The following is a 25,466-nucleotide window of genomic DNA, read 5'->3' as shown; positions in this document are numbered from 1 at the left end:
AGACGTCGAAATGTCGACAGAGGTTCAAAAGAGACCGGCCGTCAAACCGAAGGTCGAGCGGCCGAAGCTGCACAAGGTCATCCTGCTGAATGATGACTATACGCCGCGCGAGTTCGTGGTGCAGGTGCTGAAGGGCGTGTTCCGCATCGGCGGCGAGACGGCTTATCGGATCATGCACGTCGCACACACGCGCGGCGCGTGTGTCGTCTCGGTCTACCCGAAGGACATCGCCGAGACGAAGGCGAACGAGGCGAACGACATGGCCAAGTACGCCGGCCATCCGCTCCAATTCACCACCGAGCCGGAAGAATAGACCGCGCGACGATGTGACCGCCGGCGCATAACCGGCGGGCGCGAGGCCGCCGCCTCCCGAACATCCTGCGCGTTCCGGCGATCACGTCGGCAACGGCCCGGCGGGCCGACGCCTGTCGCATGCCGATCCGCCGGGCTGCGGGCATGATCGGCGCGACGCGCCCGTCCCCGCCGCCGCGCGGACCGCGAGAACAGGCTCGAAGCGCCGGGGCATGGAACGATCGCCGCGCCTCAGGGCCGAATCCCGTCGGCGCGCCCCCGTCGACCTCGACCGGTCGCCGGGAGGTCCTCGCCATCGTGGCCCGCGAAGCGCTGTCGCACCGATGAAATGCGGCTTTGCCCGAAGGCACCGGCCCCGTCCGCGTGCTGGTGACGAGCACTGACCAAAGGGCCGTCTCGCGACCGCGCCATCCACCGGAAAATCCGCCCGTCGACACCGGCGCTCGAAGCGCGATCGGCTTGCAGTCGCTTTCGCTTGGGTTCGCTTGGCGATCCACGCGCTTTGCACCCAAAACGACCCGCGGCTTTAATCCAATGCGACTGCACGCCCAGCGTGCCGAACGCCGCCTGCGCGCTAAAGTTCAGCCGCTCTCGCGCCGCAAATTTCAACAACAGTGTAGACAACGGACGAATCGGCGTGCAGGCGAGCGAATGCGAGAGCTTGAGCCTGGAATGCGCATCCACTACGGTCTCGCCAATATCGACCTTAAGTGTCGAGAACCTACCTGGGAGGATTGGTTACCATGAAGGCACTCACGTTCGTGGCGTTCGCCGCCGCGGCTGCGACGGCGCTTTCGCCGCTCAGCGCGTCGGCTGCTCCGAAGATGCTGAAATTCGCGCACGTCTACGAGGCAAGCGAGCCGTATCACACCTGCGCCGTCGAGGCGGATCCGAAGGTGCAGGAGGCCACCGAAGGCCGTTACGGCCTCGAGGTGTTCCCCGCCTCCTCGCTCGGCAAGGAAGTCGACATCAACGAAGGCCTCGGCCTCGGCACCGTCGACATCATCTATACCGGCCAGCTCTTCGCCGGCCGCGCCTATGGCCCGATCGCCATCGGCGGCGCGCCCTACATGTTCCGCGACTATGATCACTGGGACAAGTTCCGCCAGTCCGACCTCTTCGACGAGCTGTCGAAGGGCTACATGGACGCGACCGGCAACCACATCGTCGCGATGACCTATTATGGCAACCGCCATGCGACCTCGAACAAGCCGCTGAACGGCCCCGAGGACATGAAGGGCCTCAAGATCCGCGTGCCGAACGCCCCGCTCTACATGATGTTCCCGCGCGCGGTCGGCGCCAACCCGACCCCGATCGCCTTCGCCGAGGTCTATCTCGCGCTTCAGCAGGGCACGGTGGACGCGCAGGAGAACCCGCTTCCCACGATCCAGGCGAAGAAGTTCTACGAGGTGCAATCCGACATCAACCTCACCGGCCACATCACCGACGCGCTTCTGACGATCATCGGCGGGCCGACCTGGAACCAGATGTCCGAGGAAGACCGTCAGGCGCTGAGCGACATCATGGTCGAGACCTCGGCCTGCGCCACGGAGCAGATCATCCAGCAGGAAAAAGACCTCGTTCAGTGGTTCCGTGACCAGGGCGTCAACGTCAACGAGGTCGATCGCGGTCCCTTCCGTGAGGCCACGATGAAGCTCCACAATGGCGACATGGCGACCTGGGATCAGGAGACCTACGACCGCCTGCAGGCGATCGAATAACGCCCGAAGCGCTCAGTCTCCCGGCCGCCGCGACGCGGCCGGGCCTTTCCCGCAAAGCGTGAGTGTGCCCGAACCCATGACCACCGAACCGGCCGATTCGGCCACGGCATCCGCCCCCCTCTTCCAGGACGATGAGATCGACCTGTCCGACCTGCGCTGGGTCGACGTGCCGGTCCTCATCGTCTTCTGGGTGCTCGCCTTCGTCGTCTTCCTGCAGTTCTTCACGCGCTATGTGCTGAACGACTCGCTCGGCTGGACGGAGGAGATCGCGCGCTTCCTGCTGATCGGCGTCACCTTCATCGGCTCGATCATGGCGGTGCGCAAAGGCAGCCACATCGCGGTCGAGATCCTCTATCGCTGGATGCCGCGCGTCCTGCGCCGCATCTTGCAGACGATCGTCGACATCACCGCCGTCGTCTTCTACGGCGCGCTCACCTGGCTCACCTACGAACTCGCCGGGAAGACCTTCCAGATGATGGTCTCGATCGATGTGCCCAAATCCTGGGTCTACTACAGCGTCGCGGTCTGCTTCGCCGGCATGACCGTCTACGCCATCATCACGGCCATTCGCCATCTCACCACCGGCACCAGCCGGCTCATTGACCCAGAGCGGCATGCCGCGTCGACTGCGATAGACTGAATGGAACTCGTTGTCCTCTTCGTGCTCCTCTTCGGAGCCATCGCCCTCGGCTTCCCCGTCGCGATCGCCCTCGCCGGGTCGTCCGCCGTCTTCATCCTCATCACCGGCCAGGTGCCGGAGATGGTCGTCGCCCACCGCATGATCAACGGTGTCGACTCCTTCCCGCTCCTCGCAGTGCCCTTCTTCATCCTCGCCGGCAATCTCATGAACACCGCCGGCATCACCGAACGGATCTTCGAGTTCGCGAAGGCCCTCGTCGGCTGGATGCGGGGCGGTCTCGGGCACGTCAATGTCGGCGCTTCGGTGATCTTTGCCGGTATGTCGGGCGCCGCCGTCGCGGACGCCGGCGGCCTCGGCGCGATCGAGATCAAGGCGATGCGCGATGCCGGCTACGATCCCGGCTTCTCGGTCGGCGTCACCGCCGCCTCGTCGACGATCGGACCGATCATCCCGCCCTCGCTGCCGATGGTGATCTACGGCGTCGTCGCCGGCGCCTCGATCGGTCAGCTCTTCGCCGCCGGCTTCATTCCCGGCCTCGTGATGGCCATCGCGCTGATGATCATGGTCGCCTATTTCTCGCGCGTGCGCGGCTATCCGCGCGACCAGTCCTTCTCGATCGTCCGCCTCGGCAAGACCTTCCGCAGCGCTTTCCTGTCGCTGCTCACGCCGGTGATCATCGTCGGCGGCATCCTGACGGGCGCGTTCACGCCGACGGAGGCGGCGATCGCGGCCTGTGTGTGGGCGCTGGTCCTTGGCCTCTTCGTCTATCGCACGCTGTCCTGGCGGCGCTTTCTGCGCGTCTCCTACGACACGATCGAGACCACGGCCGTCGTCCTTTTCATCGTCGCGGCGGCGTCGATCTTCGCCTGGATCCTCACCTCCAACCGCGTGCCCGAGCACTTCGCGGCGCTGCTTTTGTCCGCATCGGACAATCCGATCGTCATCCTGATCCTCATCAACCTGATCCTCCTGATCGTCGGTTGCTTCATGGAGACGGTGGCGGCGATCACCATCCTCGTGCCCGTGCTCTTGCCGATCGCCATCAATGTCGGCGTCGACCCGGTGCATTTCGGCGTGATCATGGTGCTCAATCTGATGATCGGCCTGCTGACGCCGCCGATCGGGATGGTGCTCTACGTTCTCTCGCGGGTCTCCAACGTGCCGTTCGAGCGCTGCGTCACGGCGACGGCGCCGTTCCTGATCCCGCTCGGCATCGTGCTCATCCTCGTCACCTTCGTGCCGGCCATCACCATGTGGCTGCCGACGCTGATCTACCGCTAAGGCGACCGCCCCGCCCGGCCCACGCCGGACGGGGCTTTTTTCGCGAAATTCCGAGTATTTTTCCGCCGACCGACGATCATCCTCGCCAGAAACGGCGCTAGACTTCGCCTCATTCTCCCGTGCGCGAGGACACAATGAGTCTTTTCGGTCCAAGGCCCCCTTACAGCGTCCTCTACGCAGCCGGCGACAGCCTCACCGATTACGGCAATTTCATTCCCCTCATCACCCCGCCGGGAATGGACGCGACGCTTCGCGAAGAGCTCCTTTATTCGCTCTCGATCACCAATCTCCAGGGCGACATCGACGGGGACGGGCAGGACGATGGCGTCTCCTACCCGCAGACCGCCGTGTGGACGCTGGGCCTTGCCGGCGACATCGTGAACGTCGCCGTCGCGACCGCGCGGGCGATCGGCTCGCGCACCGTCGAGCAATCGCTGCGCAACGGCACCGACCCCGGCGGCACTGTCAGCCTGTTCGATTTCGCCGGTGCGGACCTCACACCCGAGCAGCGCGCCTACGACATCAACCTCACCGCCCAGGTCGACCGGATCATCGCCGATTTCGAGGAGCGCGGCGCGCCGGCCAACGCCGCCGTCACCCTTCTCGTCGGCGCGAACGACCTCGCCGATGTCGTCGCCGGCAACGCGGACCTCTTCTCCGGCGCCGTGTCGATCGAGACGGTTCTCGCGATCCTGCCCGAGTTCGCGGCGACGATGGCGGGCATCGTCGAGACCACGGTCGAGGCCGCACTGCGGCTCGATGCCGCCGGGGTGGACACGATCGTCTATCTCACGAGCCCGATCGCCAACGTCCCCCTCGTGAACCGCATCGCTGCGCCCGTCCCCGCGATCGCCGACATTTTGATGGAGCTGCAGAACGCGGTTCTCGGCGCCGCACTTTCGGCGCTGACGCTCCGGCCGGACTTCGACGCGCAGGTGAAGACGGTCGACGTCGCCGCCTTGGTGAGCGCGGTGGAGGCCGACCCGTCGAACTTCAACATCCAGGCGTTCGCCGAGCCTTATTATGAGGCCTCGAGCCCCTATCCCGTGGACGAGGGCGGCGCGCTCGCCCTCTTCGAGCCGGTCAATCCCGATTTCCCCTTCGCCGCGCCGGACGATCGCTCTTTCTTCTTCGACATCCTCCATCCGAACGCCAATGCCCACGACCTCATCGCCGCCTTTCTCGACGCCTCCCTCACCGGCACGGTGACATTCGGCGGCGACGCCGGCGGCTTCACCCGCGACACGCTGTTTTCCGGCGACGATCTGATGATCATGGGCGGCGGAAACGATGCGATCGTCACCGATCGCGGGGCGGACATCGTGTTCGCCGGGGCCGGCAACGACACTGTGAATGGCGGCCGCGGGGACGATATTCTGGCCGGCGGCAGCGGGAACGATGCGCTGCATGGCGGCGCCGGACCGCGTCTATTCGGCATCCGCCTCCCCGCCGGCAACGATATCCTGGACGGCCATGACGGGAACGACACGCTGGACGGCGGATCGGGACACGACGCCCTCTTCGACGGTCTCGGCAGCGATCTGGTCCGGGGCGGCCGGGGCAACGACCTCCTCGTCCATGTCGACGAGCCCCTTCTCGGCGGCACGGCGGCGAACGCGGCCGACATCGACGTCTTCGACGGCGGCCCCGGATGGGACACGCTGCTTCTGATCCTGCCCGATGCTGGCGACCGGACGCTGGTGATCGATGCGATCGACGCCTCGCGCGGATTCGGCGGGGCGATCGGCGACGTGAGCATCCCCGCTTTGGGGCTCGCCTTCACCGGCATCGAGCGGGTGGTGATCGTCGAGGAGCGCGCGTTGCCCGCCGGGCTCGACATCGCGCCGGCGCTGGCCGAGCGCCTCGCGCTCGCCGATCTATGGACCGTGGGTCTCCCGGCGCGGGAGGATTTCAGCGTCGCCGACGCACTTTACGATTCGGCGATATTCCTCGCATGAGGTGAATCGCGATTCGTGAGCAGGGCGAAAAAATAAAAAAAGCCGCCTCGATCGAGGCGGCTTGATGTCGCAACCAGCGCGACCGCCGGTCACCGATTCTCGCGGGTGAGCAATCCGCGACGAATCGCCTGACCCGCTCAGCTCCGCGGGCGAATGCGCACCACGACGTCGACGCGGGAGATTTCCATCCCTTCCGGCGCCTCGGGGACGCGGGTGAGCGACAGGCTGCGCGAGGGAATGTCCGTCACGGCGCCGGTGGCCTCATCGAAGAAGTGGTGGTGATCGTCGGTGTTGGTGTCGAAATAGGTTTTCGTACCGTCGACCGCGATTTCGCGCAGCAGGCCCACCTCGGTGAACTGATGCAGCGTGTTGTACACGGTCGCGAGCGACACCGGGACGCGAGCCGACACTGCCTCTTCGTGCAGGCCTTCCGCCGAAACGTGGCGGTGGCCGCGGCCGAACAGGATATTGCCGAGCGCGACACGCTGCCGGGTCGGCCGAAGGCCGGACCCTTTCAGCATTTCCCGCACGTGAACGCCAACCGGCTGCACGTCCTTAGCGCCGTCCGTCGTTTCGCGTGAGAAGAAAACTGCCATGGCCTACCCTAAAAAACTGCTCAAAAACGTGGCTTTTGCCACGCGCTCGGGAATGGATATAACGGTCCGGATCAACGAGATCAATGATCCGTGTCAGTGCCACGCTTGCCACGGATCGATAATCGGCCATAACGAACGGCAACGATAACCGTGCGCTCGTGACCACCCGGTCGCTTGCGCCAGAGGAACCTCGACCCCAATCTCGGTGGAACGCTCGGGGATGAGAACTGATTTTACCGATGGCAATGACGAACACCATTAAGCGGTCGCAATACGAGTACGAAGATCTTTTGGCTTGCGCCCGCGGCGAGCTGTTTGGCCCCGGCAACGCGCAATTGCCGTTGCCGCCGATGTTGATGTTCGATCGCATCACGAAAATATCGGAAACCGGCGGCGCGCACGGCAAAGGCGAGATCCGTGCCGAGCTCGACCTTCGCGAGGACCTCTGGTTCTTCGACTGTCACTTCAAGGGCGACCCGGTGATGCCCGGCTGTCTCGGCCTAGATGCGATGTGGCAGATGCTCGGCTTCTTTCTCGGCTGGCTCGGCGGCGAAGGGCGCGGCCGCGCCCTCTCGGTCGGCTCGATCAAGTTCAGCGGTCAGGTGCTTCCGAACGTGAAACTTGTGGAATATGGCATCGACCTCAAGCGCGTCATGCGCTCGAAGCTCACCTTGGGCATCGCCGACGGCTGGTTGAAGGCGGACGGGGAAGCCATCTACAAGGCGGAAGATCTTCGGGTCGGGCTGTTCAAGGACGCGGCGCAAGCCTCCTAAGGGCACTCACGCTCTAGGCCTCTGGGCCGGTCGGAATTTGGAGTTTTCATGAAACGGGTGGTTGTCACCGGCATGGGCATCGTCTCGCCGCTGGGCGGGTCGACGCAAGAGGTGACCGCATCGCTCCAAGAGGGGCGTTCGGGCATCGTGCGTGCCGAGTCATACGCCGAACACGGATTCCGCAGCCAGGTGCACGGCGCGCCGACGCTCGACGCGTCCGAGTGCGTCGACCGCCGCGCCATGCGCTTTCATGGCGGCGGCACGGCCTGGAACCATGTCGCCATGGACCAGGCGATCCGTGACGCCGGCCTCGAAGAGAGCGAGATCTCGAACGTGCGCACCGGCCTCGTCATGGGCTCGGGCGGACCGTCGACGCGGACCATCGTCGAGGCGGCCGACATCGCGCGGACCAAGGGTCCGAAGCGGATCGGCCCGTTCGCCGTCCCGAAGGCGATGAGCTCCACCGCCTCGGCGACGCTCGCGACGCACTTCAAGATCAAGGGTCTCAATTATTCGATGTCCGCCGCGTGCGCGACGACGAACATCTGCATCGGTCACGCCGCCGAGCAGATCATGCTCGGCAAGCAGGACATCGTGTTCGCCGGCGGCTGCGAAGAGCTCGACTGGACGCTGTCCGTCCTGTTCGACGCGATGGGCGCCATGTCGAGCCATTATAACGATCGGCCGGCCGTCGCCTCCCGCCCGTTCGACAAGAACCGCGACGGCTTCGTGATCGCCGGCGGCGCGGGCGTGCTCGTTCTCGAAGAGCTCGAACACGCCAAGGCGCGCGGGTCGAACATCATCGCCGAGATCGTCGGCTATGCGGCCACCTCCGACGGGGTCGACATGGTCGCCCCCTCCGGCGAAGGTGGTGTGCGCTGTATGCGCGCCGCGCTCGCTCAGGCCGGCAATCGCAAGATCGATTATATCAATCCACACGCCACCTCCACGCCGATCGGCGATCTCAAGGAGATGGAAGGGGTGCGCGAAGTTTTTGGTGACGACGTGCCGCCCATTTCGGCGACCAAATCCCTATCGGGTCACGCCCAAGGCGCGGCCGGTGTGCACGAGGCGATCTATTCGCTCATCATGATGCGCAACGGCTTCATCGCGGGCTCCGCCCATATCGAAGAGCTCGACCCCGCGTTCGCCGATCTGCCGATCGTCCGCGAACGGCAGGATAACGTTCCGATCGAAACCGTGCTGTCCAATGGCTTCGGCTTTGGCGGCACCAATGCTTCTATTGTCTTGGCGCGCTATGATGGCTGATGGCGAATTGAAAGCCGGCGGCTTGATGGCCGGCAAACGAGGTATCGTGATGGGAGTGGCGAACAACCACTCCATCGCCTGGGGAATCACGCGTCAGCTCCACGCTGAAGGCGCAGAGATCGGCCTCACCTTCCAGAACGACCAGTTCGGCCGCCGCGTGCGTCCGCTGGCCGATCAGGTGGAGGCGACGTTCCTCGAACGGTGCGATGTCGAGGATCTCGACAGCGTCAACGGCCTCTTCGACGTCGCGGCGAAGCACTGGGGGTCGATCGACTTCTTCGTGCACGCCGTCGCCTTCTCGGACAAGAACGAGCTGAAGGGCCGCTTCGCGGACACCTCGCGCGAGAATTTCACGCGCACCATGCTCATCTCGTGCTTCTCCTTCACCGAATCGGCGCGGCGCGCCGCCGAGCTGATGACCGACGGCGGGTCCATGTTAACGCTGACCTATGGCGGTTCCGTGAAGGTCATGCCGAATTACAACGTGATGGGAGTCGCCAAGGCGGCGCTCGAATCGTCCGTGCGGTATCTCGCGGCTGATTTCGGCGCCACCGGCGTGCGCGTCAACGCGATCTCGGCCGGCCCGGTGCGCACCCTCGCCGGCGCTGGCGTCACCGACGCGCGGCTGATGTTCAACTATCAGCGCAAGCACTCCCCGCTCGAGCGCACCGTCACGCTCGAAGAGATCGGCCGCTCCGCCGCCTATCTCCTGTCCGACTACTCCTCCGGCGTCACCGGCGAGATCCACTATGTGGATTCCGGCTTCAGCGTGATGTCGATGCCCAAGCTCGACGAGCTGCGGGCGGAGGAGCGTCGCGAAATCATCGAGGAGAAGGTGGAGGCCCGCCGGCCCGACATCCTCGCCGAGGAATCGTGATCGACGCGGGCCCCATATCCGGGTGGCCACCTGCCCGCAGGGGCCCGCTGATCAAGATCTGCGGGATCACCACGCCAGCGCTCGCCGATGCGGCGGTGGCGGCGGGCGCCGACATGGTCGGCATCGTCCACTTCCCGCCGAGCCCGCGCCATCTCGCGATCGATGCGGCGGCCGCCGTCGCCGAAGCGGTGCGCGGCCGGGCGACGATCGTCGCCCTCACGGTCGACGCGGACGACGCGACCCTCATGCCCTTCATCGATGCCGTCCGCCCCGACGCGCTCCAGCTCCACGGCAAGGAGCCGCCGGCGCGTGTCGCCGCGCTGTCCGCCCGCACCGGATTGCCGATGGCGAAGGCCCTCGGCGTCGCCACCGCGGACGACCTCGCCGCCGCCTCGCTCTACGACGCGCTCCTCGTGATCGACGCGAAGCCCCCCAAGGGCGCCGACCGCCCCGGCGGACACGGCAAGCGCTTCGATTGGAGCCTTCTGACGGCGCTTGACCCCTCGCGACCCTTCATGCTTTCAGGCGGTCTCGACCCAGCGAGCGTTGGTGAAGCGGCGCGCTTCGTGCGCCCCTACGCGGTGGACGTCTCGTCCGGCGTCGAGACGAACGGCGTCAAGGACGCGGCCAAGATGGCCGCTTTCGTCGAGGCCGTCCGAACCGCATCTGCCGCCGAAGGAATCACAGCGTGAGCGAACGGCCGAACTCCTACCGCACCGGGCCCGACGAGCGGGGCCGCTTTGGCATTTTCGGCGGCCGTTTCGTCGCCGAGACGCTGATGCCGCTGATCCTCGAGCTCGAGAAGGCCTATGACGCGGCGCGCGCCGATCCGGCCTTCGCCGCCGACATCGCCCATCTCGGCACCCACTATATCGGCCGCCCCTCGCCGCTTTATTTCGCCGAGCGGCTGACCGAGGAGCTCGGCGGCGCGAAAATCTACCTGAAGCGCGACGAGCTCAATCACACCGGCTCGCACAAGATCAACAACTGTATCGGCCAGATCCTGCTCGCCCAGCGCATGGGCAAGACGCGCATCATCGCCGAGACCGGCGCGGGCCAGCACGGCGTCGCGACGGCCACCGTGTGTGCGCGCTTCGGCCTTCCCTGTGTCGTCTATATGGGCGCGAAGGACGTGGAGCGGCAGGCGCCCAACGTCTTCCGCATGCGCCTTCTCGGCGCCGAGGTGATCCCGGTCGAGGCCGGTGCGGGCACCTTGAAGGACGCCATGAACGAGGCGCTTCGCGACTGGGTGACCAATGTCGACGACACCTATTATCTGATCGGCACCGCCGCCGGTCCGCATCCGTATCCGCGCATGGTGCGCGACTTCCAGTCGATCATCGGCGATGAGGCGCGCGAGCAGATCCTCGCCGCCGAGGGCCGCCTGCCGGATCTCGTCGTCGCGGCGGTCGGCGGCGGCTCGAACGCGATCGGCCTCTTCCACCCCTTCCTCGACGACAAGGACGTCGCGATCACCGGCGTCGAGGCTGGCGGCGAAGGGCTTGAAGGCGACAAGCATTGCGCTTCGCTCACCGCGGGTGAGCCCGGCGTGCTCCACGGCAACCGGACCTATCTGCTGCAGGACGATGACGGGCAGATCCTCGAGGGGCATTCGATCTCGGCCGGTCTCGACTATCCGGGCATCGGGCCGGAGCACTCCTGGCTGAAGGAGGTCGGCCGCGTCTCCTATGTGCCGATCGGCGACGAGGAGGCCCTCGCGGCCTTCCAGCTACTCGCCCGCACCGAAGGTATTTTGCCGGCGCTCGAACCCGCGCACGCTCTTGCCCACGTCGCGAAGGTGGCGCCGACGATGGACAAGGACGCGATCATCGTGATGAACCTGTGCGGCCGCGGCGACAAGGACGTGCACACCGTGGCCTCGGCGCTCGACGCGCGTGAGCTGAAGGCAAACTGATGAGCCGCATCAAAGCCCGTTTCGACGCGCTCGCCGAGGAAGGCCGCGCCGCGCTCGTGACCTTCGTGTCCGCCGGCGACCCGGACCTTGCGACGTCCGCCGCGATCCTCGACGGCCTGCCCCATGCGGGCGCCGACGTGATCGAGCTCGGCATGCCCTTCACTGACCCGATGGCCGACGGCCCGGCGATCCAAGCGGCTTCGCGCCGCGCGCTGGATGCCGGCGGTTCCCTCGCCGCGACGCTCGGCCTCGTCCGCAATTTCCGCAAGAAGGACGACACGACCCCGATCGTCCTGATGGGCTACTACAACCCGATCTATCATCGCGGCGTCGCCGATTTCCTGAAGGCCGCCACCGATGCCGGCGTCGACGGGCTCATCGTCGTCGATCTGCCGCCCGAGGAGGACGACGAGCTCTGCCTGCCCGCGCGCGAGGCCGGTCTCGACTTCATCCGCCTCGCCACGCCGACGACCGACGACGCGCGCCTTCCCGCGGTCCTCGCCAACACGTCCGGCTTCCTTTATTACGTTGCGATCGCCGGGATCACCGGCACGGCGAGCGCGGCCGCTGCGGATATCGGCCGTGCCGTCGCTCGATTGAAAGCGGCGACGACGCTTCCGGTCGGCGTGGGCTTCGGCGTGAAGACGCCGGACCAGGCCGCCGAAATCGCGCGCGTCGCGGACGCCGTCGTGGTCGGCTCGGCCATTGTCGACGTCATCGCCAAGGCGGAACCCGGCACCGCGCCGGCCGCCACCCATGCCTTTGTGAAGTCCCTCGCGAGCGGTGTCCGCCAAGCCCGCGCTGAGGTTGCCGTATGAACTGGATCAGCTCCGTCGTCCGTCCGAAGATCTCTTCCTTCTGGACCAAGCGCGACACGCCGAACAATCTCTGGATCAAATGCCCCGAGACGGGCGAGATGGTCTTCCATCGCGATCTGGAGCAAAATCAGTGGGTCGTTCCGGGGTCCGGCTTCCACATGCGGATGCCGGTGCCGAAGCGGCTCGAGACGCTGTTCGACGGCGGAACCTACGAGACGCTTTCCCTTCCCTCGGTCCCGCTCGATCCGCTGAAATTCCGCGACGAGCGCCGCTATCAGGACCGCCTGCGCGACGCCCGCGCCAAGACCGGCCGCGACGACGCGGTGACGGTCGCGAAGGGCGCCATCGAGACGCTTCCGGTCACCGTCGCGATCCAGGACTTCGCCTTCATGGGCGGCTCTCTGGGCATGGCGGCCGGTGAGGCGATCGTCACCGGCGCGGAAGCCGCGATCCGTGAGCGCACGCCCTATGTCCTGTTCGCCGCCTCGGGGGGCGCGCGCATGCAGGAGGGCATCCTCTCCCTCATGCAGATGCCGCGCACCACGGCGGCCGTCATCGCCCTGCGCGAAGCGGGCCTTCCTTATATCGTCGTCCTCACCAACCCGACCACGGGCGGCGTCACCGCGTCCTACGCGATGCTGGGCGACGTCCACATCGCCGAGCCCGGCGCCCTCATCGGCTTCGCCGGCCCGCGCGTCATCGAGCAGACGATCCGCCAGAAGCTGCCCGACGGCTTCCAGCGCGCCGAATATCTCCACGAGCACGGCATGGTCGATCTCGTCGTCCACCGCCACGAGATGCGGGGAACGCTCGCCAAGCTCATGCGCGTGATGATGCACCAGCTTCCGCCGGCCCCCGAGGCGATCGCGCTTCCCTCACCCGAAAGCGTCGCCGGCGGCGAAACCCAAGCCGAGGGCGAGAGCGCCGGCGGCACGCCCAAGGCCGAGCAGGAGCCGGCGTCGGTCTCGACCTGATCATGGACGCCACGAGCCCGATCCTGGAACGGATCTCGGCGCTTCATCCGAAGCGGATCGACCTGTCGCTCGGGCGGGTCGAACGGCTTCTGGCGGCGCTCGATCATCCCGAAAAGCGCCTCCCGCCGGTGATCCACATCGCCGGCACCAACGGCAAGGGGAGCGTCGCGGCGATGCTGCGCGCGATGCTCGAAGCCGACGGCAAGCGCGTCCACGTCTACACCTCGCCCCACCTCGTGAACTTCAACGAGCGCATCCGCCTCGGTGCCCCCGGCGGCGGCACGCTCGTGACCGACGAGGCGCTGATGGACGCGCTCGTGCGCGCCGAGGAGGCGAACGCCGGCGAGCCCATCACCTTCTTCGAGATCACCACCGCCGCCGCCTTCCTCCTCTTCGCCGAGAACCCGGCCGACGCATTGGTTCTCGAGACCGGCCTCGGCGGCCGCCTCGACGCGACCAATGTCGTCGACAAGCCGCTCGCCTCGGTGATCACCTCGATCGGCATCGATCATGTCGGCTTTCTCGGGCCGACGGTCGGCGAGATCGCGGCGGAAAAGGCCGGCATCATCAAGCGCGGCGTCCCCGTCATCTCCGCCCCGCAGAGCGCCGAGGTCAGCGCCGTCATCGAGCGGGCCGCGGCGCGCACCGGCTCGACGCTTCATCTCGGCGGGGCCGACTGGGCGGTGATCCAGGAGCACGGGCGCCTCGTCTTCCAGGACAATGACGGCCTCGTCGACCTGCCGGTGCCCCGCCTTCCGGGCCGCCATCAGACGGTGAATGCCGGCGTCGCGATCGCGACGGCGCGCGTCACCGAACTCCTCGACGATCCGCACAGCCTCGAAGCCGGAATGAGCGATGTCGACTGGCCGGGACGGCTTCAGCGCCTCACCCGCGGACGCATCGTCGAAGCCGGCCCGAAGGACGCGGAGATCTGGCTCGATGGCGGCCACAATGCCGACGCGGGCGAGGTCGTCGCCGCGGCGATGGCCGATCTCGAGGAGCGCGTCTCTCGGCCGCTCTTCCTGATCGCGGGGATGCTGTCGACCAAGGATCCGGAGGCGTATTTCCGCCCCTTCGCCGGCCTCGTCCGGCACGTCTTCACGGTGCGCGTGCCGGGCAGTGAGGCCGCGATCGAGGCGGCGGCGCTCGCCGACGCGGCGGAGGCCGCGCAGCTTTCGGCCGAGCCCGCCGGCTCGGTCCGCACCGCCCTCCGCCTCCTGTCCGAGAATTGGCGTTTCGAGCCGCCGCCGCGAATTCTGATCGCCGGCTCGCTCTATCTGGTCGGAGACGTTCTCGCGCAAAACGGGACGCCACCCACTTAAGTCTTTGTGCTACAAGGGTGTCACGAACGGTAACGCTCCCGAGGCACGCCCATGTCGCTCGACGTCGACACTCTTCTCGATCGCCGCCGCCTGGCCCGCCGGGTGAGCTTTTGGCGTGGGCTCGTCATCCTGATCGTCATCGCGGCGATCGGTGCGGGCATCTATTGGACCGTCGATCTGCGACCGACCCACATCGCCCGCATTCCGGTGCAGGGCGCGATCGTGTCGAGCCGGCCGCTGATCAAAATGATCGAATCGATGAAAGAGAATGACCGGATCGCCGGCGTCCTCATCTCGATCGATTCCCCCGGCGGCACCTCGGTGGGCGGCGAACGCCTCTACGAGGCCCTCCGCGCCCTCAACGCGGAAAAGCCTGTCGTCGCCCATATCAACACCATCGGCGCCTCCGCCGCCTACATGACGGCGCTGGCGAGCGATCATATCGTCGCCCATCGCTCCAGTCTCACCGGCTCGATCGGCGTTCTGATCCAATATGGACAAATCAACCAGCTCCTGAAGAACTGGGGCATCGAGGTCTCGAAGGTGGATTCCGGCCCGCTGAAGGCCGAGCCGAACCCCTTCCAGCCTGCCCAGCCCGACGCGGTCGCGGCGCTGCAGTCGGTCGTCGATGACACGTTCGCCTGGTTCCTCAGCCTCGTCGAAGAGCGCCGCGCCATGCCCGAAGCGAAGGCCCGCCGCCTCGCCGACGGCCGGATTTTCACCGGCCACCAGGCGCTCGAAGAGGGCCTGATCGACGAGATCGGCGGCGAGGACGTCGCCATCGCCTGGCTGGTGAGCGACCGGGATATCCCGGCCGATCTGCCAGTCAAAACCTATGAACCGCGCGATGAAAACGACTTTTCTCTTTCGACCCATATGGCCGACTATGTGATTGGGCGTATTTTCGGCGCATTGGGCATGGAAATGCCAACAATTCGCCCAACGATCTCGGTTGACGGTCTCTGGTCCATTTGGCACGGTTCAGCACCTTCGGACGCAAAGGTGGCTAACAATGATTAAGTCCGAGTTGGTAACCCGTTTGGCACTGCAAAACCCGCATCTCTACCAGCGTGATGTAGAGGCGGTCCTGAATGTCGTCCTCGGCGAAGTCACCGAGGCCTTACGTGAGCGCAACCGTGTCGAACTGCGGGGGTTCGGTGCGTTTTCGGTGCGCTTGCGGGGACCGCGTACAGGGCGCAACCCACGAACCGGCGAGCCGGTCGAGGTTGCCGAGAAGGCCGCTCCATTCTTCCGGACCGGGAAGGAGATGCGTGACCGCATCAACGATTCCGGCCAATCGGTGCGGTCTTCGGACCATTCGTCCCCCCGTCGTCGAAACCAGGACGACGAACGCACGATCGTGCGCGACGCTGCCGAATAGCGTTCGCGCACGCCAGCGATGGGACGGGCATTCGGCACGGCGTTGATCGTGTTGGCGGCAGCCGCGATCGTCATCTTGGCGGCGGCGAACCGCCAACCGATCACGCTCGCCGTCAGCCCGTTCCGAGCGGCGGACGATCTCACCATCTCGCTGCCGCTTTACGCGATCCTGTTCGCGACACTCGCCGCCGGTGTCGTAATCGGCGGCCTCGGAAGCTGGTACGGACGCCGGCATCGGCGTCGCTCGGCCCGGCTAGAGCAGCGCGAGCTACAGAGACTGCGCGGCGAGGTCGACGCGCTGCGCACGGCTGCGGCCCAGCGCCCGCCGCTCGCCGCCCCACGCGCTCCCCTTCGCTGACCGCGCCTCGCCCGTTCGAGGGTACGGCATCGCCTCCCCTATCGGACACGAGGGCGTGTCCCAGCCTGTTCCTCGGAGCCCGCTTTATTCTTTGGTGACATCGGAGCGCCCGGCGCCGCCGCACGGAACACGGCCCCGATACGAAAACGGCCGGCCACGAGGGCCGGCCGAAACCATCGCGCGGTCGGAGAAAGACCGGCTCACATATGGATGGCGCGTCCGTCGACGGCGAGCGCCGCCTCCTTCACCGCCTCCGAGAGAGTCGGATGGGCGTGGCAGGTGCGGGCGATGTCCTCGGCCGCGGCGCCGAACTCCATGCCGAGCGTCACTTCCGCGATCATCGTGCCGACATCGGGGCCGATCATGTGAACGCCGAGCACGCGGTCCGTCGTCTTGTCGGCGAGGATTTTCACGAAACCGTCGGTCGTGCGGTTCACCTTCGCCCGGCCGTTGGCGGTGAAGGGGAACTTGCCCACTTTATAGGCGACTCCGTCGGCCTTGAGCTGTTCTTCCGTGCGGCCGACCGAAGCGACCTCCGGGTAGGTATAGACGACGCTGGGGATCGCCTCGTAGTTCACGTGGCCCGCCTGGCCGGCGATGATCTCGGCCGCGGCGACGCCCTCGTCCTCGGCCTTGTGGGCGAGCATCGGGCCGGTGATCACGTCACCGATGGCGTAGATGCCCGGAATATTGGTGCGGAAATGGTCGTCGGTCTTGATCCGGCCGCGCTCGTCCATCTCGACGCCCGCCGCTTCGAGGCCGAGACCCTCGGTGTAAGGCCGGCGGCCGATCGCGACGAGAACGACGTCGGCGTCCACCACTTCCGCCTCACCGCCCTCGGCGGGCTCGAGCGTCACCTTCAGCGTTTTGCCGGAGGTGTCGACGCTCGTCACCTTGGTCTTGGTGCGGAAGGTCATGCCCTGCTTCTTGAGGATGCGCTCGAACTGGCGGGAGATCTCGCCATCTTCCGGCGGCAGGATCCGGTCGAGGAACTCGACGACCGTCACTTCGGAGCCGAGACGGCGCCACACCGAGCCGAGCTCGAGGCCGATCACGCCGCCGCCGACGACGATGAGGCGCTTCGGCACTTTGGAGAGGGTGAGCGCGCCGGTCGAGGAGATGACCCGCTTCTCGTCAATCTCGATCCCGGGAAGCCGCACGATGTCGGAGCCGGTCGCGATGATGATCGACTTCGCGTCGATCTCCTGCGCGTCGCCGCTCTCCGGGGTGATCTTCACCTTGCCAGGGCCGGCGACCGCACCGACACCCCGATAGGTGTCGATCTTGTTCTTCTTCAGGAGGAACTCGACGCCTTTGACGTTGCCGTCAACGCCTTCGTCCTTGAAGGCCAGCATCTTGGCAAGGTCGAGCTTCGGGTCGACGCCGATGCCCATATCCGCAAAACCGTGGCCGGCTTCTTCGTAGAGTTCGGACGCGTGGAGCAGCGCCTTGGAGGGAATGCAGCCGATATTGAGGCACGTTCCACCGAAGGTCGGCCACTTCTCGACGACCGCCGTCTTGAGGCCGAGCTGCGCGGCGCGAATCGCGGCCACGTAGCCTCCCGGTCCGGTGCCGATCACCACCACGTCATAGGCCGCCATGTTCATCGTCCCTCTTATCACTGGTTCCGTTCACCTGACGGCTGAGGCTTGCGCGGTCAAGGCCTAGGCGGTGCGGAGGTGGATTGTGCCGAATGCAACGCGGGGCGCCGCGCCCACATCTCAAGCGACATTGCGCCCGCCGGTGGCGTCGATCACGCTGCCGGTCGAATAGGAAGAGGCATCCGACATCAGCCAGACGACAGCCTCGGCGATTTCCTCCGGTGCGCCGGCGCGGCCGAGGGGGATCGTCGGCCCGGCGTCGCGAACGCGGTTGGGCGTGCCGATCGAGTGGTGGAACTCGGTATCGATGGTGCCCGGCCGGACGGCGTTGACCCGGATCCCCTCCCGCGCCCATTCGAGCGCGAGGCCGGCCGTCAGCGTCTCGAGCGCCCCCTTGGTCGCGGCATAGTGGACATATTGGTTGGGCGCGCCGAGCTTGGCGGAGACCGAGCTGATATTGACGATCGCCCCACCCTCGCCGCCGAAGCGGTACGCCATGCGCTGGATCGCCTCACGTGCGCAGACGATCGCGCCGGTGAGATTGAGCCGCACGAGGCAGTCGATCTGCTCGAAGGAGAATGTGGTCACGTCACCGACGGCATTGCCCATCCCGGCATTGTTGACGAGCGCCGTCACACGGCCCATCCGGTCCGCCGCCTCGAAGGTCGCGGCGATGCCCGCCTCGGTGCCGATATCGGCGCGAACGATTGCGGCCTTGCGCCCATTGTCCCGCACGGCGGCGGCGACTTTCTCGGCCGCCTCGGCGTTCGCCCGATAATTGATCAGGATATCCCAGCCACTCGCGCTCGCGCGCTTGGCGACGGCCGCCCCGATCCCACGGGAGCCGCCCGTCACCACACAAATTCCGTTACTCACCCAGCCGCCACCACCAAAAGACGTAGAAGCATCAGACCGATGCCGAGAAGAGAGAGCCCCCACACCAACGAGCGCAGCGGGCCCATCGGGACGATATAGGCGGGGACATAGACGATCCGCCCGACGAGATAGAGGATCGCCGCGACGGCCGAAAGCCCATTCGCCCCGTCCGCCACCACCACGCCGATCGCGGCCGCGGCGAACACGGGATAGGTCTCAAGGACGTTGCGAAAGGCCCGGTCGGCGCGCTGGGCGGCGAGCGAGACCGCGGGCGGCCCGCTATCGCGAGGCCCCATCGCCCAGTCGACACCGGCCGACATCATCCGCGGCCCGGCCGCGAGAAGCATTTGGACAAGGACGAGGACCCCGCCCAATGCGACGCATACGAGTTCGATCGACATGATTTCTCCCGCGCCGTGAGGTCACCAAGGCGACCATCGTCGTTCACACGATCTTTAACGGCGTTGCCGGCATGTCGGCCGCGTGGCGTATCGCCGCTCTCGCGCGCAGCTTACCCGGATCGGCCGCGACCTCGGTAGAGGCGCGATCGGAGGCGACGTGCGCTAGGCGTCGACCGCGCGGGCCGGCAAGCCGTGGCCGAGCGGCGCGATCATCCCGCTCCGCGGGCGAAGATTGGCATAGACGCCTCCTTTCGCCGTGATCGCGTCGACGAGCATACGATCCTCCAACGAGATCCGGTCGATCAGAGCGCGCAGTTTCGGGTCGCCATAGCGCTCTTCGTAGCCCTTGGAGCCGGCATTGATGCGCGGCAGTGCCCGCGTCGGCTTGTTCAGGATATCGGCCAAGGTGTCCACGAAGGCCTGCGAGGCCGGCACCGTGCCGAGCAGGCACGGGCGACGCGTGAGATAGGTCATCGCGTCACGGGCGCGCGGCTTCGCGCTCAGCATCCGGCACTGGATGTTTCGCGAATGTTGCGCGAAGCGGGCGTCGGCCTCGAGAAGGTCGATCAGCGGCTCGGTCGTGTGCAGCGGATTTTCCGGCCGATGATAGACGTATTCGTAGTGCGAGATGATCTGCTCGAACGGATCGCGCGTCATGCCGAGGATCATGAGCGGCCGGTTCGGGGCGCAGACCGTCGGATAGACCGCATCGAAGTGCCCGCCGACCAGGCGATAGCGCTCGAAGAAGTCCTCCCCTTGCGCTTCGACGGCGTCCTTCAGGATCCCGTCCTCGCCATGCCAGAAGACCTGTTGCGGACCGAAGAGCTCGCGCAAGACGGCTCGCATCGAGGTGCCGGCGGTTTTTTGAATGTGCACATAGGCGAAGAAACGGCGCTTGCCCTTGTTCGCCCGCACCACCGCCGGCTTGGCGAGTTCCGTCCGCCGCGCCCGTTGCGGCAGCGGCTCGACCGGCGCTTCGAGCGCGATGTGGCGCAGCTCGTCGAAAAAGGCGGCGTCGTAATAGCGAAACGCCTCGACATTGCGGTCGAGGAGGACGCCGCTCTTCGGCTGCACGTGCACACGGCTGCCGCGCACGCTCACGTGCGGGACGGACTGAATGGTTTGTGCAAGACGGGTCTCGTCCGGCTCGCGTTCGCCCCAGAGTGGCAGCATCCGGCGCAGGGTGCCCACGGGATCGGCCACAAGCTCGGCATAGTCGACCAGCGTGCGCTGCGGCATGTCCGGCTCGACCCACTTCGCGGTGAAGGCGCGATAGACGCGTGCGCGCTTGCGCGCGAACTCGGCGAACGCGCGCTCATTGTCCGGATTGCCGTTGCGAACGAAGAGCTCGAACTCCGACTCCAGCGCCGCCAGCGGCTCGCGATACTGGACGACGAAGGGCGTTTCGGGGACCGGCATATCGAGCTCGAAGTCGTGATTTTTCGACATCGAGATCGGCCCGCCCTTCCCGCACGGCGCTTGCGCGCAGCAGGAAAGGTCCGGCCGGTGCCGCGGGACATGATACTCGCAGTAACCGAACCGGTCGCCGAAATAACCGTGCAGCAATCGCACGAAGAGATGATGGCCGCTGCGCGGCCAACTCACGTTTGCGACGTATGGAAGCTGCGCTTCAGGGGCGACTTGCGCCTCGAAATAAGGTTCCAAACGTGTCTCCCAAGGGCCTTGTTCGCCTCGGGATTAAAGGTCGAGCAGGAGCCGCTGCGGATCCTCGATCGCTTCTTTGACCCGGACGAGGAACGTGACCGCCTCTTTCCCGTCCACGATACGATGATCGTAGCTCAGCGCAAGGTACATCATCGGCCGAATCACAACTTGACCGTTAATCGCCACTGGACGTTGCTCGATCCGGTGCATCCCGAGAATACCGGACTGGGGCGCATTCAGGATCGGGGTCGACATCAACGAACCGTAGATGCCGCCGTTCGTGATCGTGAACGTACCGCCCTGCATCTCTTCGAGCTTGAGCTGTCCGTCACGCGCGCGCTTGCCGAAACCGGCGATCGTCTTCTCGATGCCTGCGAAGGACAGCTCGTCCGCGTCGCGCAGCACGGGGACGACGAGGCCCTTGTCCGTGCCGACGGCGATGCCGAGATGGTAGTAATTCTTGTAAATCAGGTCGTCGCCATCGATCTCGGCGTTGACGGCCGGGACATCCTTCAGCGCCTGTACGCACGCCTTGGCGAAGAAGGCCATGAAGCCGAGCTTCACACCGTGCTTCTTCTCGAACACGTCCTTGTATTCTTTGCGCAGCTCCATCACCGCCGTCATGTCGACGTCGTTGAACGTCGTGAGCATCGCGGCGGTGTTCTGCGCATCCTTCAGGCGGCGCGCGATGGTGCGACGCAGACGCGTCATCGTCACGCGCTCTTCGCGCGAGGCATCGTCCGCGGCAGTGGGCGCGCGCGGCGGGGCCTTCGGCGCTTCGGCCTTCGCGGCGACGCCCTTCTCGAGCGCCTGGATCACGTCGCCCTTGAGGACCTGACCACGGCGGCCGCTGCCGTCGACCTGATCGGCCGACAGGCCCGCCTCGGTGAGGGCCTTGCGCGCGGACGGCGCGGGCGGCATGTTGCCCGAACCGGATGCGGCGGGCTTCCCGTCCGACTTGGGGGCCTCGGCCTTCGCGGCGGCGGGCGCAGCACCGGCAGCGCCGGCGGCGATCGTGCCGAGAAGTCCGCCGACCTCGACCGTGTCACCGACCTTGACGGCGAGGCTCGCGATCGAACCGGCGACAGGGGCCGGAACCTCGACGCTCACCTTGTCGGTTTCGAGCTCGATGAAGGGCTCGTCAGCGCCGATGCTCTCGCCCTCTTTCTTCAGGATCTGCGACACCGTCGCCTCGGTGACGGATTCGCCGAGCGTCGGCACCTTCACCTCGGTCGCCGCGCCGCCATTGGCGGCGGCAGGAGCGGGAGCCGTGTCGGCCTTCTGCTCGGTCTCGGCGGGCTTTTCGGCCGGTTTCGCCTCGGACGGCTTGGGGCTCTCGGCCGGCTTGGCGGCCGCGCCGGCGCCGTCGGCGATCTGCCCCAGGAGGGCGCCGACTTCGACGGTCTCACCGCTCTTTGCCGTGATTTCGCTCAACGTGCCTGCGGCCGGGGCCGGTACTTCGACTGTGACCTTGTCGGTCTCCAGCTCGAGCAGCGGTTCGTCTGCGGCCACCGCGTCGCCCTGTGACTTGTACCACTGAGAAATGGTGGCTTCCGTCACGGACTCGCCGAGGTTGGGGACTCGAATATCGGTCATGGCGCTCTATTGGACAATTTGGTTGCGGCGGCGCGTGTTGAAGAAACCGGAGCGGTTGGCCGCGCTGTCGACCGCGCCGGTTGCCTTGTGCACCCGTTCGCTTGCCCCTGGCAAGTGACTGGAGGCGCGAACGGGTGCGTCATCCCTCGATCAACCGTACGCTTGATCGATGAACGCCTGCATCTGTTGCACGTGCCGTGCCGCGAGACCCGTCGCGGGTGACGCAGCCGCCGGACGGCCCATATAACGCGGACGATCGTTCTGCATCTTGGTCTGCTGCAGGCACCAATCGAGATAAGGCTGGACGAAGGTCCAGGACCCCATGTTCGCCGGCTCTTCCTGACACCAGGCGAGCTCCGCGTTCGGGAAGCGCTTCAGCTCGTTGATCACCGATTTCGCCGGGAACGGATAAAGCTGCTCGACGCGCAGGAGATAGACGTCGTCGACGCCCCGCTCCTCGCGCGCTTCGAGAAGGTCGTAATAGACCTTGCCCGAGCACATCACGACGCGGCGGATCTTGTCGTCCGACTTCAGCTTGAAATCACCGGTGAGGCCGACCTCCGCATCGTCCCAGAGAACGCGGTGGAAGGTCGAATCGAGGCCCATTTCCTGCAGCGTCGACACGCAACGCTTATGGCGCAGCAGCGATTTCGGCGTCATCAGGATCAGCGGCTTGCGCAGATCGCGCTTCAACTGGCGGCGCAGGATGTGGAAGTAGTTCGCCGGCGTCGAGCAGTTGGCGACCTGCATGTTGTCCTCCGCGCAGAGCTGGAGGAAGCGCTCGAGGCGTGCGGAGGAATGCTCCGGCCCCTGCCCCTCATAGCCGTGCGGCAGGAGGCAGACGAGGCCGGTCATGCGCAGCCACTTGCGCTCGCCCGACGAGATGAACTGATCGAACACCACCTGCGCGCCGTTCGCGAAATCGCCGAACTGAGCTTCCCAGGCGACGAGAGCGTTCGGCTCGGCGAGCGAGAAACCGTACTCGAAACCGAGCACCGCTTCCTCGGAGAGCATCGAGTTGATGACCTCGTAGCGCTTCTGATCCTCGCCCACATTGTTGAGCGGGATATAACGCTCCTCGTTCTCCTGATCGTAGAGCACCGAATGACGCTGCGAGAAGGTGCCGCGCTCGACGTCCTGACCTGAGAGGCGCACCGGGTAGCCGTCGCGCAGGAGCGAGCCGAAGGCGAGCGCCTCGGCGGTCGCCCAGTCGATGCCCTTGCCGGTCTCCATCATCTTGCGGCGGTTTTCGAGGAAGCGCTTGATCGTGCGGTGGACGTTGAAGCCCTCCGGCACCTCGGTCAGCTTCTCGCCGATCTCCTTCAGCTCGTCCTCGGCGACGCCGGTGGAGCCACGACGCGGCTCGTCGACATCGTCGGACGGCTTGATCGCCTTCCAGCGCCCGTCGAGCCAATCGGCCTTGTTCGGCAGATAGGACTGGCCGGCCTCGAACTCGTCCTCGAGATGCTGGCGCCATTCGGCCTTGCGGGCCTCGATATCGTCCGCCGTCATCGCGCCTTCGTCGACGAGGCGCTTGGCGTAGATCTCCAGCGTCGTCGGGTGCGAGCGGATGATGTTGTACATCTTCGGCTGCGTGAAGGCCGGCTCGTCGCCCTCGTTGTGGCCGAAGCGGCGATAGCAGAACACGTCGATGACCACGGGCTTGTGGAACATCTGACGGAACTCGGTGGCGACCTTCGCGGCGTAGACCACCGCCTCCGGATCGTCGCCGTTCACGTGGAAAATCGGCGCCTCGATCATCTTCGCGACGTCGGACGGGTACGGCGAGGAGCGCGAGAAGCCCGGATTGGTCGTGAAGCCGATCTGGTTGTTGACGATGACGTGGATCGAGCCGCCCGTGCGATGGCCCTTGAGGCCCGACAGGCCGAAACACTCGGCGACGACACCCTGCCCCGCGAACGCCGCGTCGCCATGGAGGAGCAGCGGCAGGACCTGCGAGCGCTCCGTGTCGTTCATCATGTCCTGCTTGGCGCGGACCTTACCGAGCACCACGGGGTCGACGATCTCGAGGTGCGAGGGGTTCGCCGTCAGCGACAGGTGGACCTGGTTGCCGTCGAACTCACGATCCGAGGAGGCGCCGAGGTGATACTTCACGTCGCCGGAGCCTTCGACCTCGTCGGGCTTGAAGGAGCCGCCTTTGAACTCGTGGAAGATCGCGCGGAGCGGCTTGCCCATCACCTGCGCGAGCACGTTGAGACGGCCGCGGTGCGCCATGCCGATCGCAATGTCGCGAATGCCGAGATTGCCGCCGCGCTTGATGATCTGCTCGAGGGCGGGGATCACCGCCTCGCCACCGTCGAGACCGAAGCGCTTCGTCCCGGTATACTTCACGCCGAGGAACTTCTCGAAGCCTTCCGCCTCGACGAGCTTGTTGAGGATCGCCTTGCGCCCTTCGAGGGTGAAGGTGACGCCCTTGTCCGGCCCCTCGATCCGCTCCTGGATCCACGCCTTCTCGGCGCTGTCCGAGATGTGCATGAACTCGACGCCCATCGTCGAGCAGTAGGTCCGCGTCAGGATCTCGACCATCTGACGGACGGTCGCGAACTCGAGGCCGAGCACGTTGTCGATGAAGATGGGGCGGTCGAGATCGGCCTCGGTGAAGCCGTAGGCGGAGGGCGACAGTTCCTCGTCGGTGATGCCCGAGATGCCGAGCGGGTCGAGCTTGGCGTGATAATGGCCGCGCATCCGATAGGCGCGAATCATCATGATCGCGCGCACCGAGTCGCGTGCGGCACGCTGCAGCTCGGCCTCGCTGATGCCGGCGCCGGACGTCTGCGCCTTCTCGGCGACCTTGTCCTTGACGCGCGCCTCGATCGGACGCCAATCCGAATCCATCGCGGAGACGAGCTCGCCGTTCAGCGGAACCGGCCAGTCGCTGCGCTGCCAGCCGGGGCCCTTCGCTTCGGCGATGACGGCGGCCTTGTCGTCCTTGAGGTCGGCGAAGAAGGCCTGCCAGCCCGCGTCGACGCTATTGGGGTCGACCTGATACTGGGCGTACAGCTGCTCCAGATACTCGGCGTTGCCACCGTAGAGGAAGGAAGAGTTGAGAAACGCGGTATTCGCGTCCTGGCGGGCCATGGCAGGTGTCCGTGAGTTGAGCGTTGCCCCTAGA

General features: G+C 66.1%; 23 protein-coding genes. 16 read left to right on the top strand and 7 right to left on the bottom strand.

The genetic code is table 11. From position 1 onward, the window contains the following. Window positions 1-10 precede the first annotated feature (10 nt). The 5 genes from L1787_RS21675 to L1787_RS21655 all read left to right on the top strand — a co-directional run bounded on the left by L1787_RS21675 (window position 11) and on the right by L1787_RS21655 (window position 5,912). Window positions 11-313, top strand: coding sequence for an ATP-dependent Clp protease adaptor ClpS (locus L1787_RS21675; RefSeq protein WP_235711199.1), 303 nt, complete (start codon window positions 11-13; stop codon window positions 311-313). Window positions 314-1,055: 742 nt separating this feature from the next. Further along, a complete protein-coding gene (locus tag L1787_RS21670; RefSeq protein WP_235711198.1) occupies window positions 1,056-2,033 on the top strand; it encodes a sialic acid TRAP transporter substrate-binding protein SiaP in 978 nt (325 codons plus the stop codon). Window positions 2,034-2,109: 76 nt separating this feature from the next. Further along, window positions 2,110-2,673 (top strand): TRAP transporter small permease, encoded by a 564-nt coding sequence (locus L1787_RS21665; protein ID WP_235711197.1) that lies wholly within the window; start codon window positions 2,110-2,112, stop codon window positions 2,671-2,673. Further along, window positions 2,674-3,954: a TRAP transporter large permease gene (locus L1787_RS21660; protein ID WP_235711196.1), complete on the top strand. Its 1,281-nt coding sequence runs from the start codon at window positions 2,674-2,676 to the stop codon at window positions 3,952-3,954. It begins immediately after the preceding gene. A 134-nt stretch (window positions 3,955-4,088) separates the two neighbouring features. Continuing rightward, the gene (locus tag L1787_RS21655; RefSeq protein WP_235711195.1) at window positions 4,089-5,912 is read left to right on the top strand and encodes a hypothetical protein; all 1,824 of its coding nucleotides are present in this window, start codon (window positions 4,089-4,091) and stop codon (window positions 5,910-5,912) included. 137 nt (window positions 5,913-6,049) lie between these two features. Here L1787_RS21655 and irrA read toward each other — a convergent pair whose 3' ends face one another. Next, on the bottom strand, window positions 6,050-6,433 hold the full coding sequence (irrA, locus tag L1787_RS21650; RefSeq protein WP_235711923.1) for an iron response transcriptional regulator IrrA: 384 nt from the start codon (window positions 6,431-6,433) through the stop codon (window positions 6,050-6,052). Between the two features lie 320 nt (window positions 6,434-6,753). Here irrA and fabA point away from each other — a divergent pair, with 320 nt between their 5' ends. Genes fabA through L1787_RS21595 form a run of 11 tightly spaced genes read left to right on the top strand, consistent with a single transcriptional unit; the run spans window position 6,754 to window position 16,194 of the window. After that, window positions 6,754-7,281, top strand: a complete 528-nt coding sequence (fabA, locus tag L1787_RS21645) for a 3-hydroxyacyl-[acyl-carrier-protein] dehydratase FabA (RefSeq protein ID WP_235711194.1) — start codon at window positions 6,754-6,756, stop codon at window positions 7,279-7,281. A 48-nt stretch (window positions 7,282-7,329) separates the two neighbouring features. After that, a complete protein-coding gene (gene fabB / locus L1787_RS21640) occupies window positions 7,330-8,550 on the top strand; it encodes a beta-ketoacyl-ACP synthase I (protein WP_235711193.1) in 1,221 nt (406 codons plus the stop codon). 25 nt (window positions 8,551-8,575) lie between these two features. Then, window positions 8,576-9,427 carry an enoyl-ACP reductase FabI gene (gene fabI, locus L1787_RS21635; protein ID WP_255720744.1) on the top strand — a complete coding sequence of 284 codons (852 nt, stop codon included), beginning with the start codon at window positions 8,576-8,578 and terminating at the stop codon, window positions 9,425-9,427. Next, window positions 9,424-10,119: a phosphoribosylanthranilate isomerase gene (locus L1787_RS21630; RefSeq protein WP_235711191.1), complete on the top strand. Its 696-nt coding sequence runs from the start codon at window positions 9,424-9,426 to the stop codon at window positions 10,117-10,119. The genes fabI and L1787_RS21630 overlap by 4 nt, the downstream gene beginning before the upstream one ends. Further along, window positions 10,116-11,342 (top strand): tryptophan synthase subunit beta, encoded by a 1,227-nt coding sequence (gene trpB, locus L1787_RS21625; RefSeq protein WP_235711190.1) that lies wholly within the window; start codon window positions 10,116-10,118, stop codon window positions 11,340-11,342. The genes L1787_RS21630 and trpB overlap by 4 nt, the downstream gene beginning before the upstream one ends. Next, complete coding sequence (trpA, locus tag L1787_RS21620; protein WP_235711922.1) at window positions 11,339-12,160, top strand: tryptophan synthase subunit alpha; 822 nt, start codon at window positions 11,339-11,341, stop codon at window positions 12,158-12,160. Before trpB ends, trpA begins: the two co-directional genes overlap by 4 nt. Beyond that, window positions 12,157-13,134, top strand: coding sequence for an acetyl-CoA carboxylase, carboxyltransferase subunit beta (accD, locus tag L1787_RS21615; RefSeq protein WP_235711189.1), 978 nt, complete (start codon window positions 12,157-12,159; stop codon window positions 13,132-13,134). Before trpA ends, accD begins: the two co-directional genes overlap by 4 nt. Window positions 13,135-13,136: 2 nt before the next feature. Further along, a complete protein-coding gene (locus L1787_RS21610; protein ID WP_235711188.1) occupies window positions 13,137-14,456 on the top strand; it encodes a bifunctional folylpolyglutamate synthase/dihydrofolate synthase in 1,320 nt (439 codons plus the stop codon). 51 nt (window positions 14,457-14,507) lie between these two features. Beyond that, window positions 14,508-15,476, top strand: coding sequence for a signal peptide peptidase SppA (sppA, locus tag L1787_RS21605; RefSeq protein WP_235711187.1), 969 nt, complete (start codon window positions 14,508-14,510; stop codon window positions 15,474-15,476). Next, on the top strand, window positions 15,469-15,837 hold the full coding sequence (locus L1787_RS21600) for an integration host factor subunit beta (protein WP_235711186.1): 369 nt from the start codon (window positions 15,469-15,471) through the stop codon (window positions 15,835-15,837). The genes sppA and L1787_RS21600 overlap by 8 nt, the downstream gene beginning before the upstream one ends. 48 nt (window positions 15,838-15,885) lie before the next feature. Further along, window positions 15,886-16,194: a LapA family protein gene (locus tag L1787_RS21595; RefSeq protein ID WP_235711185.1), complete on the top strand. Its 309-nt coding sequence runs from the start codon at window positions 15,886-15,888 to the stop codon at window positions 16,192-16,194. A gap of 200 nt (window positions 16,195-16,394) precedes the next feature. On the opposite strand, the gene lpdA is transcribed toward L1787_RS21595, so the two are convergent. The 6 genes from lpdA to L1787_RS21565 form a co-directional block, all read right to left on the bottom strand. Beyond that, complete coding sequence (gene lpdA, locus L1787_RS21590) at window positions 16,395-17,795, bottom strand: dihydrolipoyl dehydrogenase (RefSeq protein ID WP_235711184.1); 1,401 nt, start codon at window positions 17,793-17,795, stop codon at window positions 16,395-16,397. A gap of 120 nt (window positions 17,796-17,915) precedes the next feature. Continuing rightward, window positions 17,916-18,671, bottom strand: coding sequence for an SDR family oxidoreductase (locus L1787_RS21585; protein WP_235711183.1), 756 nt, complete (start codon window positions 18,669-18,671; stop codon window positions 17,916-17,918). Next, entirely contained in the window at window positions 18,668-19,072 is a 405-nt protein-coding gene (locus L1787_RS21580; protein ID WP_235711182.1) for an MAPEG family protein, read from the bottom strand. The genes L1787_RS21585 and L1787_RS21580 overlap by 4 nt, the downstream gene beginning before the upstream one ends. Before the next feature lie 162 nt (window positions 19,073-19,234). Further along, window positions 19,235-20,737 (bottom strand): sulfotransferase family protein, encoded by a 1,503-nt coding sequence (locus L1787_RS21575; protein ID WP_235711181.1) that lies wholly within the window; start codon window positions 20,735-20,737, stop codon window positions 19,235-19,237. A gap of 33 nt (window positions 20,738-20,770) precedes the next feature. After that, entirely contained in the window at window positions 20,771-22,333 is a 1,563-nt protein-coding gene (odhB, locus tag L1787_RS21570) for a 2-oxoglutarate dehydrogenase complex dihydrolipoyllysine-residue succinyltransferase (RefSeq protein ID WP_235711180.1), read from the bottom strand. Window positions 22,334-22,483: 150 nt separating this feature from the next. Continuing rightward, a complete protein-coding gene (locus L1787_RS21565) occupies window positions 22,484-25,432 on the bottom strand; it encodes a 2-oxoglutarate dehydrogenase E1 component (RefSeq protein ID WP_235711179.1) in 2,949 nt (982 codons plus the stop codon). Window positions 25,433-25,466: the final 34 nt, after the last annotated feature.

The organism is Acuticoccus kalidii (genome assembly GCF_021556395.1).
In the GTDB taxonomy this organism is placed as follows: Bacteria; Pseudomonadota; Alphaproteobacteria; order Rhizobiales; family Amorphaceae; genus Acuticoccus; species Acuticoccus kalidii.
The sequence above is the reverse complement of the archived record's forward strand: the minus strand, read 5'-3'. Positions and strand labels throughout refer to the sequence as shown.